This window comes from Paracoccus sp. SCSIO 75233 (assembly GCF_027912675.1).
GTDB lineage: Bacteria > Pseudomonadota > Alphaproteobacteria > Rhodobacterales > Rhodobacteraceae > Paracoccus.
Genome location: NZ_CP115757.1, coordinates 513,059 through 527,547, shown reverse-complemented (window position 1 = coordinate 527,547; position 14,489 = coordinate 513,059). Strand labels below are relative to the sequence as shown.

Here is a 14,489-nt window from a genome sequence, read left to right as displayed (position 1 = left end):
GCCCCCGGCCTTTGCGGGAAGGCTCAATCCGCCAGCAGGTCGCGCACATTCACGGCGTCCCGCACCTTGCTTCCCCACGCCACGTCGTCGCAGAACAGAATGCCGATATCACCGGCGCGGACGGCCTGAACGACCATCTCAAGCTCCGCCACGCCGCGCGCACCGGCCCGCAGGTAATGGTCCCGCCCCCGCACCAGATGCGTCGCCGTCAGCCCCGCCTGCCGCAATGCGCCCGCATCAGCCAGTGCCGCCGCCGGATAGTCGAGCGAGATCACCTGGAACCCCCCGGCCCTCGCCACGGCAACAGCATCGCAGAGCCGCGCATGGACGATCCCGAATGTCAGCATTTCCGGGTCCAGATCGTTCAGCCGTTTCAGCATCACATGATCGAAGGAACTTATCAGCACCCGGTCAAGCGCCTGCCGGTCCCGGATCAGCGAAAGCAGCGCCATCAGGGCGGGATCGTCGAAACTGTCCTTCAGTTCGATCACCAGATTCATGCCGATCCGAAGCGCATGATCGAGGATATCTTCCAGCCGCGACAGCCGCGCGCCCTGCGTTTCCGTTCCGCGCAGGACGTGATGCAGGTCTTGAAGCTCGCTCCAGCCATGCTCGCTGACCCCGCCAGTGCCGGTCGAGGTCTCGTCCAGAAACTGATCGTGAAACACGACCATGACCTTGTCCGCGCTTAGCCGCAGGTCGATCTCGCAGATGTCCGCCCCGTATCGCGCCGCGAGGTCCAGCGCCTCGGCGCTGTTTTCATGGCCATCGACCGAATGCCCCCGATGCCCGCATAATAGCACCCGTTCGCGCGCCTGAAGAAAATGCACCATGCTCTAGTCCTTTCTCGATAAAACATCGGCCCGGTCGCGCGCGCGGTCGCCCAGAAGGCTGACCGACAGCGTCGTCAGGAAAATTGCGATGCCGGGGAAGGCGATCAGCCAGATCGCCTGGAAAATATAGGCCCGCCCATCCGCCACCAGCAGCCCGAGGCTGGTGAAGGGCGGCTGAATGCCCAGACCCAGAAAACTCAGCCCGGTTTCCAGAAGAATGGTCTCCGGGAAATTGATGGTCATCTGGACCGAAACCGCGCCGAAGATATTCGGCAGAACATGCTTCAGATAGATCCGCGCCGGATGCGCACCGAGACTGTCGAGCGCATCGGCATAGCCGTCATTCTGCGCCTGTAACACAAGGGCACGCACCAGCCTTGCATAACGCTCCCACCCGGCGATGCCGAGGATCATCAGAAAGGTCACGAAATTCGCCTCGAACACCGCAAGGGCTGCGATGGCGAAGATCACGAAGGGCAGCGAGGCCTGAAAATCCACCAATGCCATGATCAGGTCTTCGATCAGTCCGCGAAAATGCGCCGCAAGGATACCGAGCGTGGTGCCGATAATCATCCCGATCACCGTCCCCAAAAGCGACAGCAGCAGAGAGATGCGGATCGCCGTCAGCAACCGCGAATAAAGATCGCGCCCGATCTGGTCGGTGCCAAGTGGATGCGCCCAATTGCCGCCGAAGAAGACCGGCGGCGCGAAACGGGCGGTAAAATCCTGCTCGTTCAGCCCGTAAGGCGCGAAGAACGGCCCGAACACCGCCAGAACCAGCACGAGAACCAGCCAGCCCGCCGCGAGCCGCAGCGACAACGGCAAACGCTCTTTCGGGGCGGGATGTACAGCAATATCAGCCATGTTTTGCTCCGCCGGTGCGAATGCGCGGATCAAGCAGCCCGTACAGCATATCGACAAGGAAATTGGCCGCGATCATGAAGGCCGCGAAGATCATTACCATGATCTGAACCACGGCCAGATCGCGGTTCGCCACCGCGAAGATCAGCCCTTGCCCAAGGCCCGGCCAGGCGAAAACGGTTTCCACGATCACCGCGTGGCCGATCAGCTGACCGGCGGAAAACCCCAGCATGGTCACCACCGGGATCGCCGCATTCGGTGCAGCATCACCGAGGATCACCTCGCGCGGGCTGGCCCCGGCGGCGCGTGCGGCTGTGATGTAGTGACGCCCCAGCACCTCCAGCATTGCGGCACGGGTGAAACGCGCAATACCTGCGGCGCCGGTCAGACCATAGGTTGCGGCAGGCAGGACCAGATGCGCCCATGTCGTGCTGCCGGTGCTGGGCAGGACCTGCAGGAAAACCGCAAAGACATACATCAGCGTCAGACCCAGAACGAAGCTCGGCAGGGAGTAACCGGCCGCCGCAAGCCCCATGATGGTCCGGTCCGTCGCCGTGCCGCGCTTGATCGCCGCGATCAGCCCCGCCGGCACGCCGATCAGGATCATCAGTGCGAAACCGGCGAGCGATAATTGCAGCGTCTTGGGCAAACGCTCCGTCACCCATTCAATCGCCGGTCGCGCGTCGCGGAAGGAATATCCGAAATCCCCCTGCAACGCGCCCGCGATCCAGATGCGGTATTGTTCCAGAATGCTCTGATCGTAGCCCCAGCGGGTGTTGAACGCGTCGATCGCCTCTTGCGAGGCGGTCAGGTCAAGCGCCAGCACCCCGATATCCACGTCCAGCCGCAGCAGGATGAAGAAGAAGGTCACGGCGGCCCAAAGCGTGATAAGCGCCCGCAGGCCCCGGCGCAGGAAATAGGCGATCATGCTGCCACCTCCGCAAAATCCGGCGCGAAACAGGCGACGTTCCGGCCATCGTCGCGCCCAGACAGGGCCGGCACGGCGCTCCGGCAGGCGTCCTGCGCCAGCGCGCATCGCGGCGCGAAGGCGCATCCGGTTTCGGGCGGCGCGTCGGAGGGCTTGCTCTCGACCTGCATCGGCTGACCCGGTGTCAGACGCGGCACCGCCTGACGCAGAAGCTGGGTGTAGGGATGTCGGGGCCGGTCCAGCACAAGCTCCGCCGGGCCTTCCTCGACGATCCGACCGCGATACATCACCGCCACCCGGTCAGCGAGTTGCCGCACCACCCGCAGATCATGAGAGATGAACACGAAGCCGACGCCGGTTTCGGCCTTGATCTTCTGAAGCAGGCTGAGGATCTGCGCCTGAACCGAGACATCCAGTGCCGAGACGGGCTCATCCAGAACCATCAGCTCGGGCCGGGTAATCAGCGCGCGGGCGATCACGACACGCTGGCGCTGCCCGCCGGACAGCCGGTGCGGAAAACGGTTCGCAAGCGTCGGGTCCAGCGACACGGCCCGCATCGCCTCGCCCATCATCGCGCTGCGCCCGACCTCGCTGCCGGGGTCCAGATGCCGATGGATCAGCAGCGGCTCGGCAATCTGTTCGCCCACGCGCCGCCTTGGATCGAGCGCCCCGAGCGGATTCTGATGCACCAGCGCCATCCGCGCACGCAGCCGCCGCAATTCGGTTTGCGTCAGCTCCGCCAGATTATGACCCAGACAGGTGACCCGCCCGCTGTCAGGCGTCAGCAGACCAAGCGCGAGCCGCCCGAGCGTGGATTTGCCGCAGCCGGACTCACCAACTATGGCAAGGCATTCCCCCGCCTCAAGGCGCAGATCGACGGGGCGGACAGCGTGGGTGACATCGGGCGGGGCCAGAAATCTGCGCCGCCTGAAGCTGCGCGAGACGCCTTCCACACACAGCACTTCCGTCATGCCGGAGCCCTCGCCGCATAGCAGGCGACCTTGCCCGCCCCAAAAGCCTCAAGTGGCGGACGGTCTTTCCGGCATTGTTCCAGAACCCGCCCGCAACGGGGGTGGAAGGCGCAGCCTTCCGGCAAAGCACCGGGCGTTGGCACCGTCCCCGGCAAGGGCACAATGGTCCGGCGCGCATCCAGCGGCGGGATCGAGGCGCGAAGACCGGCCGAATAAGGATGCAGCGGCGCGGCAAAGAACGCCTTGACCGGCGCCGTTTCTACCACGCGGCCGCAATACATCACGGCAACCCGATCCGCGATCTGCGCCACAACGCCAAGATCATGGGTCACGAACAGCAGCGCCAGATTCCGCGTCCGGGCGAGCCCCAGCAGCAAATCGAGGATCTGCGCCTGCGTGGTCACGTCCAGCGCGGTTGTCGGCTCATCCGCGATCAGAATGTCAGGCGCGCCGGTCAGCGCCCGCGCAATGGCAACCCGCTGGTTCATCCCGCCCGATAGCTGGTGCGGATATTCGCGCAGCCATTTCTCCGCAGGCGTCAGCCCGACCCGCTCCAGCAGTTCTCGCGCCCCGGTCAGCGCCGCCTCCGGGGACATGCCGCGATGCCGGCGCAGCCCCTCGGTCAGGTGTTTTCCAATCGTCTTGGTCGGGTTGAGGCTGGCGGTTGCGTCCTGCGGGATCAGGGCGATCTTCTGCCCGCGCAATCTGGACAGCGCCAACTCATCCAGATCCTGCACCTCCTGCCCGCCGATCCGCACCTTGCCCGACCGCAGCGACAGACCCGGCGGGAGCATCCCCATAGCCGTCGCCCCGGTCATGGATTTGCCACAGCCGGATTCACCGACAAGCCCCAGCACCTCACCCGGCGAAAGGCTCAGCGAGACGCCGTGCAGGATGGAAATGCCGTCGCTGCTGGCGACATGCAGATCTTCCAGTTCAAGAGCGGGGGCGGGTGGCATGGACATCGCTTCCTCCAGAAACCGGGGGCAGCAGGCCGCCGCCCCCGGTGAGATCGGCTTATGCGAAGCTCAGGTTGTAGGGTCTGAGGTCCATCATCTCGAAGCTGATCGGCTTCCAGCTGATATTGCTGCGCGCGGCATAGACGTCATAGGGGCGGTAATAGATCATCGCCGGGACTTCTTCCTCGAAGATGTCGCGCATACGGTTGAACTTCTCGAACCGCTCCGGCCCGTCCGGCAGTTGCGAGACGTCGGTGGCAAGCGTCGCATATTCCTCCGGCACCTCCCAGCCATAGCGCGATTGCACGGTGCGGCCCGGCCCGAACTCGGTCACCATCGTCGCCATCGCATCGGGGATCTGCATCCCGTTCGACCAGTTGAAGATATCGACCTTGGCGAAGTTGTCGCCGTTGCCTTCCAGACGCGGCTTGATGTTCAGCCCGACATCCTTCCACATCTCCAGCATCATCATCAGCGCATTGGCGTGGTTGGCGTAGTAATGGGTGTAGGCGAGATATTCGATCTCTTCGCCGTTATAGCCAACCTCATCGAGCAGCGTCCGCGCCTTGTCGGGGTTCAGTTCGAACGGGCCGCGATCCGGGTCGTAGCTCTCGCCGTAGAAGGCGAAGTTGAACCCGTTCGGGACATCGGCCAGATTCTGCCACAGCACCTCGTTCAGCACCGGACGGTTGACGCAAAGCGCAATGGCGCGCCGCAGCCGGGCATCTTTCAGCGCCGGGTTCAGATCCTGCTGGAAGCAGCCCATATGGAAGTTTTCGACCACGATGCCGCGCGCGTCGAAATCGCGCTGGCTGTCGATCAGCGGCATATCCGTGGGCGTCAGCGTGGTGATGATGTCATATTCCCCCGAGAGCAGCCCCGCGACGCGGGCCGTGCTGTCCGGGACGTTGATGAACTGCAACTCGCCCGACGCAGGCTGGCCGCCCCAATATTCGTCGAAGGGTTCCAGCACCACGCGATCATCGGCCCGAAGCTCGACGAATTTGTAAGGCCCGGTCCCGATCGGTGACTGGCCAAAGCCTTCCGCGCCGAGATTGGCGTAGTAGTCAGCCGGAATGACCCATGCGATCCAGGAGGCGGCGAATTTCTCGATCTGGTAGGACGGCGTCTTGGTCCGCAGCCGGACCTGATATTTCGATACGATCTCCGGCTCGTCCCAGTCGGGCGAGAAATTGCGGCCATTGGGAATGGAATTCAGCGCCTCATCCCCCCAAAGACGCGCCTCGGAGAAGGTATAGGCGACGTCTTCGGCGGTCATTTCCTGTCCGTTATGGAACTTCACCCCCTGACGAAGCGTCACGAGGACGGAACGGTCATTCTCCCGCTCCCAGCTTTCTGCCGGGCCGCCGACAAGCGCGGTGCCATTGCCCTCGGCACCGTTGGCGAAGAAATCGCGCTTGATCAGCGTGTCGAACAGCGCGTTCGACACCCGCACGCCGACATTCGAGATCGCATTGATCGGCTCCAGCGTGTTGCGGATGCCGTTGGCTCCGATGCGCAGCGCCGGGCGCGACTGCGCAATCGCCGGCATCGGAAGCGTCGAGGCCGCAGCAAGTGCAGCCCCGCCGGCGAGTACGGTGCGCCGCGTGGGACGGAAGGTCATGACAGATCCCCTTATTTCACAAGAGATATAATTCCGCCCCGGCTTCTGAATGCCGCAAATTACGGCACAATGCGGAACGGATGATTTCAGGCTTGTATTGCTTGATATTCCGCAGCTAGGGTAACTGGCGCGGGATGCGTGATCCAATTCAAATTAGTCTTATGGTTATGCATCATGGCTATAAACGTCACACATTTGAGATCGTTCTATTACGTTGCTGAAGCACGCAGCTTCACACGCGCCGCGCAGGAGGCGCGAGTGTCCCAGCCCACGCTCACCCGGCAGGTCTCGGCATTGGAGGCCGATTACGGCGTCCCTTTGCTCGACCGCACGACCAGCCGGGTCGACCTGACGCAGGAAGGTCACCAGCTTCTCGACCTGTGCCGCCCGGTGTTCAGCAGGCTCGATGAGATCGAGACCTTTCTGAAACGGCAGCACACGCGCAGCATCCGGCTCGACGTAGTGCTGTGCGAGGTCGTCTCGGAGATTCTGACACTGGCTTATGAGACCTTCCCCGACCTAACCTTCAATGTCCGCACCCTGCCCTCGACGAATGTGATGGAAAACCTGCTGGACCGGGCGGCGGATTTCGGATTGCTGACCCTGCCCGCTGACGTCCCGCCGGAGATCGAGCATTTCCTTGTCTACCGCGCCCGACTGGTGGCGCTGGTTGCGAAATCGCACCCGTGGTCAAGACGGCGCTCGATTTCCTTTCGCGAACTCGACGGGCAGCGCATCATCCTTGGCCATACGGCAGGCGCGTCCCGCCAATTGATCGACCGCAACTTCACGCTGCATGATGTCAGGCCGCAGGTCGTGCAGGTCATCGATTCCAGCGAATTGATGATCGACCTTGCGGAGCGTGGCGTCGGCATCGCCGTGACCGGTGCCACCGGCATCATCGAAAAACGCCTTGGTCTGAGCCTGGAGTTCGAGGAGGAATCGACTAGTATCGATGTCCATTTCGCCTGCCGGGCAGAGCGTTTGCGCACCCAGCCCTTCAAAGCCTTCTTTACTTTCGCAAAGCGGCATATCGCGCTTGACGAAACGTCATCCAGGGAACAGGCGCCCAATCACGCAAAGACATCGCCCCGCATCCGGGCCATCAGCGCGGACGGGATCAGACTGAAAACAGAATGAAGCGGGCGGGAAAATGGTGGGTGATAACGGATTTGAACCGCTGACATCTTCGATGTGAACGAAGCGCTCTACCACTGAGCTAATCACCCGTGCCGGGGTAGATAGCCACCAAGGCGAGATGGCGCAAGGGGAAATGATGTGTTTCCCGTGCAAAGCGGGCGCATGGCGGAACAGGCCCGGCCCAATCCCTGCTGCCGGTGTTTTCGACGAACACATCCCAAGGAGGAGCGTCGGGAATAGAAAAAGCGGCGCAGAATCTCTCTGCGCCGCTCCGTTATGTTCAATGCGGGAAGGTCAGTGCGCCGTTTGCGCAGCGCCGCCCTGATCCCCACGCGATGCTGCCTGACGGGCGGCCTCGGCAGCTTCTTCGGCTGCCTCGTCCCACTCGACCGGCTCCGGCTCGCGCACCAGCGCGTGTTTCAGCACTTCGCGGACATTGGAGACCGGGATGATCTCCAGCCCTTCCTTCACATTATCCGGGATCTCCGCCAGATCCTTGGCGTTATCCTCCGGGATCAGCACCGTCTTGATGCCGCCCCGCAGCGCCGCCAGAAGCTTTTCTTTCAAGCCACCGATCGCCAGCGCATTGCCGCGCAAGGTCACCTCGCCGGTCATGGCGATATCCTTGCGCACCGGGATGCCGGTCATGACCGACACGACCGAGGTCACCATGGCCAGACCCGCGGACGGACCATCCTTCGGCGTCGCCCCTTCGGGAACGTGGACGTGGATGTCCCGCTTCTCGAACTCCGGCGGCTTGATGCCAAGCTCCGGCGCGACCGAGCGCACGAAGGAGGATGCCGCGTCGATGGATTCCTTCATCACATCGCCGAGTTTCCCCGTCGTCTTCATGCGGCCCTTGCCGGGCAGGCGCAGCGCCTCGATCTGCAACAGATCGCCGCCGACCTGCGTCCAGGCAAGCCCGGTCACAACGCCGACCTGATCTTCCTTCTCGGCCAGACCATAGCGGTGACGCCGCACGCCCAGATATTCCTCGGCCTTTTCGGCATCGACCTCGACCGATTTGGTCTTGCCCTTGAGGATCTCTGTCACGGCTTTCCGCGCCAGCTTGGCAATCTCGCGCTCCAGCGAGCGGACCCCGGCTTCCCGCGTGTAGTAGCGGATGACATGGGTCAGCGCGTCATCGGTGACGCTGAATTCGCCCTTGCGCAGACCGTTCGCCTTGACCTGCTTGGGCAGCAGGTGACGGCGCGCGATCTCGCGCTTTTCATCCTCGGTGTAGCCAGCCAGCGGAATGATCTCCATCCGGTCCAGAAGCGGGCCCGGCATGTTGTAGCTGTTGGCCGTGGTCAGGAACATCACGTTCGACAGATCGTATTCCACCTCAAGATAGTGGTCCACGAAGGTCGAGTTCTGTTCCGGGTCCAGCACCTCCAGCATCGCGCTTGCCGGATCGCCACGGAAATCCTGCCCCATCTTGTCGATTTCATCGAGCAGGATGAGCGGGTTCGTGGTCTTGGCCTTTTTCAGCGCCTGAATGATCTTGCCGGGCATGGAGCCGATATAGGTCCGCCGGTGCCCCCGGATCTCGGATTCGTCACGCACGCCGCCAAGGCTGATGCGAATGAACTCGCGCCCGGTCGCCTTCGCAACCGAACGGCCAAGCGATGTCTTACCCACGCCGGGCGGGCCGACGAGGCAGAGGATCGGGCCTTTCAGCTTGGTCGAACGGTTCTGCACGGCCAGATACTCAACAATGCGTTCCTTGACCTTGTCGAGACCATAGTGATCCGCGTCCAGCACCTGCTCAGCCCGGCCAAGATCCTTCTTGGTGCGCGACTTCACGCCCCAAGGCAGCGCCAAGAGCCAATCGAGATAATTGCGGCTGACCGTCGCTTCCGCCGACATCGGGGACATCGATTTCAGCTTCTTCAGCTCAGCATCGGCCTTTTCACGGGCTTCCTTGCTGAATTTCGTGTTCTCGATCTTCTGTTCAAGCTCGGCGAGTTCGTCCGAACCCTCCTCGCCATCGCCAAGCTCCTTCTGAATGGCCTTCATCTGCTCATTCAGATAATACTCGCGCTGCGTCTTCTCCATCTGGGTCTTGACGCGGGATTTGATTTTCTTCTCGACCTGCAGGACCGACATTTCGCCCTGCATCAGGCCGTAAACCTTCTCCAGCCGCTCCGCGACGACGAGCGATTCCAGCAATTCCTGCTTGCGGTCGATCTCAATCCCCAGATGCCCGGCAACCAGATCGGCCAGCCGCTCCGGTTCCGTGGTTTCAGCCACGGTCGAGACGACTTCGTCAGGGATGTTCTTGCGGATCTTGACGTATTTCTCGAATTCCTCGGCAACCGCCTTGGTCAGCGCGGTCACGGTGTCGAGATCGCCCTGCTCCTCGATCAGCGGCGTCGCCACAGCCTCGAAATAGTCGGGATTGTCGATGAAACGGGTGATTTCGACCCGGCGCTGCCCCTCCACCAGCACTTTTACGGTGCCGTCGGGCAGTTTCAGCAATTGCAGCACATTGGCCAGAACGCCGATGCGATAAATGCCGTCGGACTCGGGTTCATCGACGGCGGCATCCTTCTGCGTTGCCAGCAGGATCGGACGATCCTCGGCCATCACCGCCTCAAGCGCGCGCACGGATTTGTCGCGACCGACGAAAAGCGGCACGACCATGTGCGGGAACGCGACGATATCGCGCAGCGGCAGCACGGGATGCGAATGAGTGACTTCGGTCATGTTCTTCCTTTCATGCCCGAGGGCGCGAACCCCAAGATTGGCGGTACGGACCCCCTGCGTCGTCCAAATCTAGGGACTGGGGAGCTACGGTTCAATGCCGCAACCGTCATCGCATGTTTACATGATAATAGCACAAAAGGCCCGGCGCGAAGCCGGGCCTTTCAGATTTTTTCACGTCGAGGACTTATTCCTCACCGTTACCCTCCGGCGCATCGGCCAACACGCTTTCCTGCGCAGACGCGGCATTGTCGTCCGCGAACTGGCTCGGCGCTTCAAGTGCTGCGGCGGCTTCGGCCTCCGCGCGGCGCGCTTCGATCACCTCGGCATCGCGGTCGGTGGCGATCTTCTTGAGGCGCATCGTCGCCCCGCCGGTCCCTGCCGGGATCAGACGGCCAACGATGACGTTCTCTTTCAGACCGACCAGCTTGTCGCGCTTGCCCTGAACGGCAGCCTCAGTCAGCACGCGGGTGGTTTCCTGGAAGGACGCGGCCGAGATGAAGCTGCGGGTTTGCAGCGACGCCTTGGTGATGCCCAAGAGAACCGGCTCGCCCGTGGCGGGCTTGCCGCCCTTGGCTTCGATCTTGGCGTTTTCTTCCTCGAACTCGTCGCGCTCGACATGCTCGCCTTTCAGCAAGGTGGTGTCGCCGCTGTCCAGGATCTCGATCTTCTGAAGCATCTGGCGAACGATCACCTCGATATGCTTGTCGTTGATCTTCACGCCCTGCAGACGATAGACGTCCTGCACCTCGTCGATGAGGTAGTCCGCCAGCGCCTCGATCCCCATGATCCGCAGGATGTCATGCGGGGCCGGGTTGCCGTCCATGATATACTCACCCTTCTGCACGAAGTCGCCTTCCTGCACCGGGATATGCTTGCCTTTCGGCACCATGTATTCGACGGCATCGAGGTTCTCGTCAGCCGGTTCGATGGAGATGCGGCGCTTGTTCTTGTAGTCCTTGCCAAAGCGCACATAACCGTCGATTTCCGCGATGATCGCGTGATCCTTCGGACGACGGGCCTCGAACAGTTCCGCCACGCGGGGCAGACCCCCGGTGATGTCCTTGGTCTTGGCACCTTCGCGCGGGATCCGCGCCACAACGTCACCGGCCTTGATCTGCTGGCCATCCTCGACCGAGAGGATCGCATCCACCGACATCGGATAGGTCACCGGGTTGCCCGCATCGTTGCGGACCGGCTCACCATCATCGCCGACGATCAGGATTTCCGGCTTCAGATCGCCGCCCTTCGGCGTCGAGCGCCAGTCGGTCACGATCTTCTGGGTCATGCCGGTCGCATCGTCGGTCTCGTCACGGACCGACAGGCCCGTGGTCAGGTCGACGAATTTCGCGATACCCGGTTTCTCCGCGATGATCGGCAGCGTGTAGGGGTCCCATTCGAACAGTTTCTGACCGCGGATGACCTCTTCGCCTTCCTTCACCATCAGCTTGGAGCCGTAGAACAGCTTGTGGGTCGAGACCGGCTCGCCCTGCTTGTTCAGGATCGTCAGGCTCATGTTCCGGGCCATAACGATCTGCTCACCGGAATCGTTGGTGATGATCGCCTCGTTCTCGAAGGCAATCTTGCCTTCCTGGTTCGCGGCCATGAAGGATTGCTGACCACCCTGCGCAACACCGCCGATGTGGAAGGTCCGCATCGTCAGCTGCGTGCCGGGCTCACCGATGGACTGGGCGGCGATGATGCCGACCGCCTCACCGATATTGACCAGCGTACCACGGGCCAGATCGCGGCCATAGCAGAGCGCGCAGACGCCATCCTCGCTCTCGCAGGTCAGGGCGGAGCGGATACGGACGTTCTGAACGCCGGCCTGTTCGATCTCGTCGGACTTGCGCTCGTCGATCAGCTCGTTCTGACGCACGATGACCTCATCGCTGCCAGGCACCAGCACATCCTCGGCCGCGACGCGGCCCAGAATACGCTCGCTGAGCGGGGCGATGACCTCGCCGTCATTGACCGCTGCCGACGCGTTGATCGCCTGATCGGTGCCGCAATCATGCTCGCGCACGATGCAGTCCTGCGCCACGTCGACGAGACGGCGGGTGAGATAACCCGAGTTCGCGGTTTTCAGCGCCGTATCCGACAGACCTTTCCGCGCCCCGTGGGTCGAGTTGAAGTATTCAAGAACGGTCAGACCTTCCTTGAAGTTCGAGATGATCGGCGTCTCAATGATCTCGCCATTCGGCTTGGCCATCAGACCGCGCATCCCGCCCAGCTGCTTCATCTGCGTGACAGAACCACGCGCACCGGAATGCGCCATCATATAGACGGAGTTCGGTTCCTTCTCGGCCCCGTTCTCGTCCTTGCGCGAGGTCGAGATGGTCGACATCATGGCATCGGTGACGCGGTCGTTACATTTCGACCAGGCATCGACAACCTTGTTGTATTTCTCGCCCTGGGTGATGAGACCGTCCAGATATTGCTGTTCGAACTCCTTCACCTGGTCCTGCACCTCGCCCACGATGTCCCATTTGTTGTCCGGAATCACCATGTCGTTCTTGCCGAAGGAAATTCCGGCGCGGAACGCTTCGCGGAAGCCGAGACCCATGATCTTGTCAGAGAAGATCACAGCCTCTTTCTGGCCGCAGTAACGATACACCGTGTCGATGACATGCTGCACGTCCCGTTTCCGCAGCAGCCGGTTCACCAGCTCAAACGGTGCCTTGGCGTTCAGCGGCAGCAGCGCGCCCAGACGGATCCGGCCCGGCGTGGTCTCGAAACGCTGCACGACCTCGTTGCCGTCATCGTCGATCTGTTTCAGGCGCGCCGTGACCTTGGCGTGCAGATGCACCTCGCCGGAGGACAGGGCGTGTTCCACCTCGTCCACCGTGGCGAAGACCATGCCTTCGCCCTTCATGCCTTCGCGCATCATGGTCGTGTAGTAGAGACCAAGGATCATATCCTGCGACGGCACGATGATCGGCGCGCCGTTGGCGGGCGACAGCACGTTGTTCGTCGACATCATCAGGACACGCGCTTCAAGCTGCGCTTCCAGCGACAGCGGCACATGAACCGCCATCTGGTCGCCGTCAAAGTCGGCGTTGAAGGCCGAACAGACCAGCGGGTGAAGCTGGATCGCCTTGCCTTCGATCAGGATCGGCTCAAACGCCTGAATGCCCAGACGGTGCAGCGTCGGCGCACGGTTCAGCAGAACCGGATGCTCGCGGATCACCTCGTCGAGGATGTCCCAGACCTCCGGGCGTTCTTTCTCGACCAGCTTCTTGGCCTGCTTGACGGTCGAGGAATAGCCCTTCGCCTCAAGCCGCGAATAGATGAACGGCTTGAACAGTTCGAGCGCCATTTTCTTCGGCAAGCCGCACTGATGCAGCTTCAGCTCCGGCCCGGTCACGATGACCGAACGGCCCGAGAAGTCGACGCGTTTCCCCAGAAGGTTCTGGCGGAACCGGCCCTGCTTGCCTTTCAGCATGTCGGACAGCGATTTCAGCGGGCGACGGTTGTTGCCCGTGATCACGCGGCCACGACGGCCATTGTCGAACAGCGCGTCAACCGATTCCTGCAGCATCCGCTTTTCGTTGCGCACGATGATGTCAGGCGCACGCAGCTCGATCAGGCGCTTCAGGCGGTTGTTCCGGTTGATGACCCGGCGATAGAGATCGTTCAGATCGGAGGTCGCGAAACGGCCACCATCCAGCGGCACCAGCGGACGCAGTTCCGGCGGAATGACCGGGATCACGGTCAGGATCATCCATTCCGGGCGGTTGCCGGATTCGAGGAACGATTCGACGATTTTCAGCCGCTTGATGATCTTCTTCGGCTTCAGATCGCCGGTGGCTTCCTTAAGCTCCTCGCGAAGCTGTTCAGCCGTCGCGGCGAGGTCGATCTCGGCCAGCATGGCGCGGATCGCCTCCGCCCCGATGTCTGCCGTGAAGGCGTCGGCACCGTAATTGTCCTGCGCGTCGAGGAATTCTTCCTCGGTCATCAGCTGGCCATAGGTCAGATCGGTCAGACCCGGCTCGATCACGACGTAGTTTTCAAAGTAAAGGATCCGCTCCAGATCGCGCAGCGTCATGTCCAGCATCAGGCCGATGCGGGAGGGCAGCGATTTCAGGAACCAGATATGCGCGACCGGGGCGGCCAGCTCGATATGGCCCATACGCTCGCGGCGGACCTTTTGCAGCGTCACTTCCACGCCGCATTTCTCGCAGACGAGGCCGCGATATTTCATCCGCTTATATTTGCCGCACAGACATTCGTAATCCTTGATCGGGCCAAAGATACGCGCGCAGAACAGACCGTCACGCTCGGGCTTGAACGTGCGGTAGTTGATGGTTTCGGGTTTCTTCACCTCACCAAAGGACCAGGCCAGAATTTCTTCCGGCGAGGCCAGCGAGATCTTGATTTCGTCGAACTGCCGCGGCTGGGCCAGCGGGTTCAGGGGGTTGGTGGCGATTTCCTGGTTCATTTTCAATTCCTAATGAGGGGCGCGGG

The 14,489-nt window shown here is 62.0% G+C and carries 9 protein-coding genes and 1 tRNA gene; 1 reads left to right on the top strand and 9 read right to left on the bottom strand.

What is annotated here, in order from left to right; genetic code table 11:
• Nucleotides 1–23: 23 nt before the first annotated feature.
• From PAF12_RS02595 to PAF12_RS02570, 6 genes are read right to left on the bottom strand one after another with little or no spacing between them, the layout of a single operon-like run.
• Nucleotides 24–833, bottom strand: a complete 810-nt coding sequence (locus PAF12_RS02595) for a glycerophosphodiester phosphodiesterase family protein (RefSeq protein ID WP_271108458.1) — start codon at nt 831–833, stop codon at nt 24–26.
• 3 nt (nt 834–836) lie between these two features.
• Complete coding sequence (locus tag PAF12_RS02590) at nt 837–1,697, bottom strand: ABC transporter permease (protein WP_271108457.1); 861 nt, start codon at nt 1,695–1,697, stop codon at nt 837–839.
• Entirely contained in the window at nt 1,690–2,622 is a 933-nt protein-coding gene (locus tag PAF12_RS02585; RefSeq protein WP_271108456.1) for an ABC transporter permease, read from the bottom strand. The genes PAF12_RS02590 and PAF12_RS02585 overlap by 8 nt, the downstream gene beginning before the upstream one ends.
• Complete coding sequence (locus PAF12_RS02580) at nt 2,619–3,593, bottom strand: ABC transporter ATP-binding protein (protein ID WP_271108455.1); 975 nt, start codon at nt 3,591–3,593, stop codon at nt 2,619–2,621. Before PAF12_RS02580 ends, PAF12_RS02585 begins: the two co-directional genes overlap by 4 nt.
• Nucleotides 3,590–4,558, bottom strand: coding sequence for an ABC transporter ATP-binding protein (locus tag PAF12_RS02575; protein WP_271108454.1), 969 nt, complete (start codon nt 4,556–4,558; stop codon nt 3,590–3,592). The genes PAF12_RS02580 and PAF12_RS02575 overlap by 4 nt, the downstream gene beginning before the upstream one ends.
• A gap of 52 nt (nt 4,559–4,610) precedes the next feature.
• Nucleotides 4,611–6,176, bottom strand: coding sequence for an ABC transporter substrate-binding protein (locus PAF12_RS02570; protein WP_271108453.1), 1,566 nt, complete (start codon nt 6,174–6,176; stop codon nt 4,611–4,613).
• 174 nt (nt 6,177–6,350) lie between these two features.
• On the opposite strand from PAF12_RS02570, the gene PAF12_RS02565 reads away from it, so the two are divergent.
• Nucleotides 6,351–7,316: a LysR family transcriptional regulator gene (locus tag PAF12_RS02565; protein ID WP_271108452.1), complete on the top strand. Its 966-nt coding sequence runs from the start codon at nt 6,351–6,353 to the stop codon at nt 7,314–7,316.
• A gap of 14 nt (nt 7,317–7,330) precedes the next feature.
• Here PAF12_RS02565 and PAF12_RS02560 read toward each other — a convergent pair.
• The 3 genes from PAF12_RS02560 to rpoC form a co-directional block, all read right to left on the bottom strand.
• Nucleotides 7,331–7,405: transfer RNA gene (locus tag PAF12_RS02560), tRNA-Val, on the bottom strand.
• 205 nt (nt 7,406–7,610) lie between these two features.
• Nucleotides 7,611–10,025 carry an endopeptidase La gene (lon, locus tag PAF12_RS02555; RefSeq protein ID WP_271108451.1) on the bottom strand — a complete coding sequence of 805 codons (2,415 nt, stop codon included), beginning with the start codon at nt 10,023–10,025 and terminating at the stop codon, nt 7,611–7,613.
• A 184-nt stretch (nt 10,026–10,209) separates the two neighbouring features.
• Nucleotides 10,210–14,463 carry a DNA-directed RNA polymerase subunit beta' gene (rpoC, locus tag PAF12_RS02550; protein ID WP_271108450.1) on the bottom strand — a complete coding sequence of 1,418 codons (4,254 nt, stop codon included), beginning with the start codon at nt 14,461–14,463 and terminating at the stop codon, nt 10,210–10,212.
• Nucleotides 14,464–14,489: the final 26 nt, after the last annotated feature.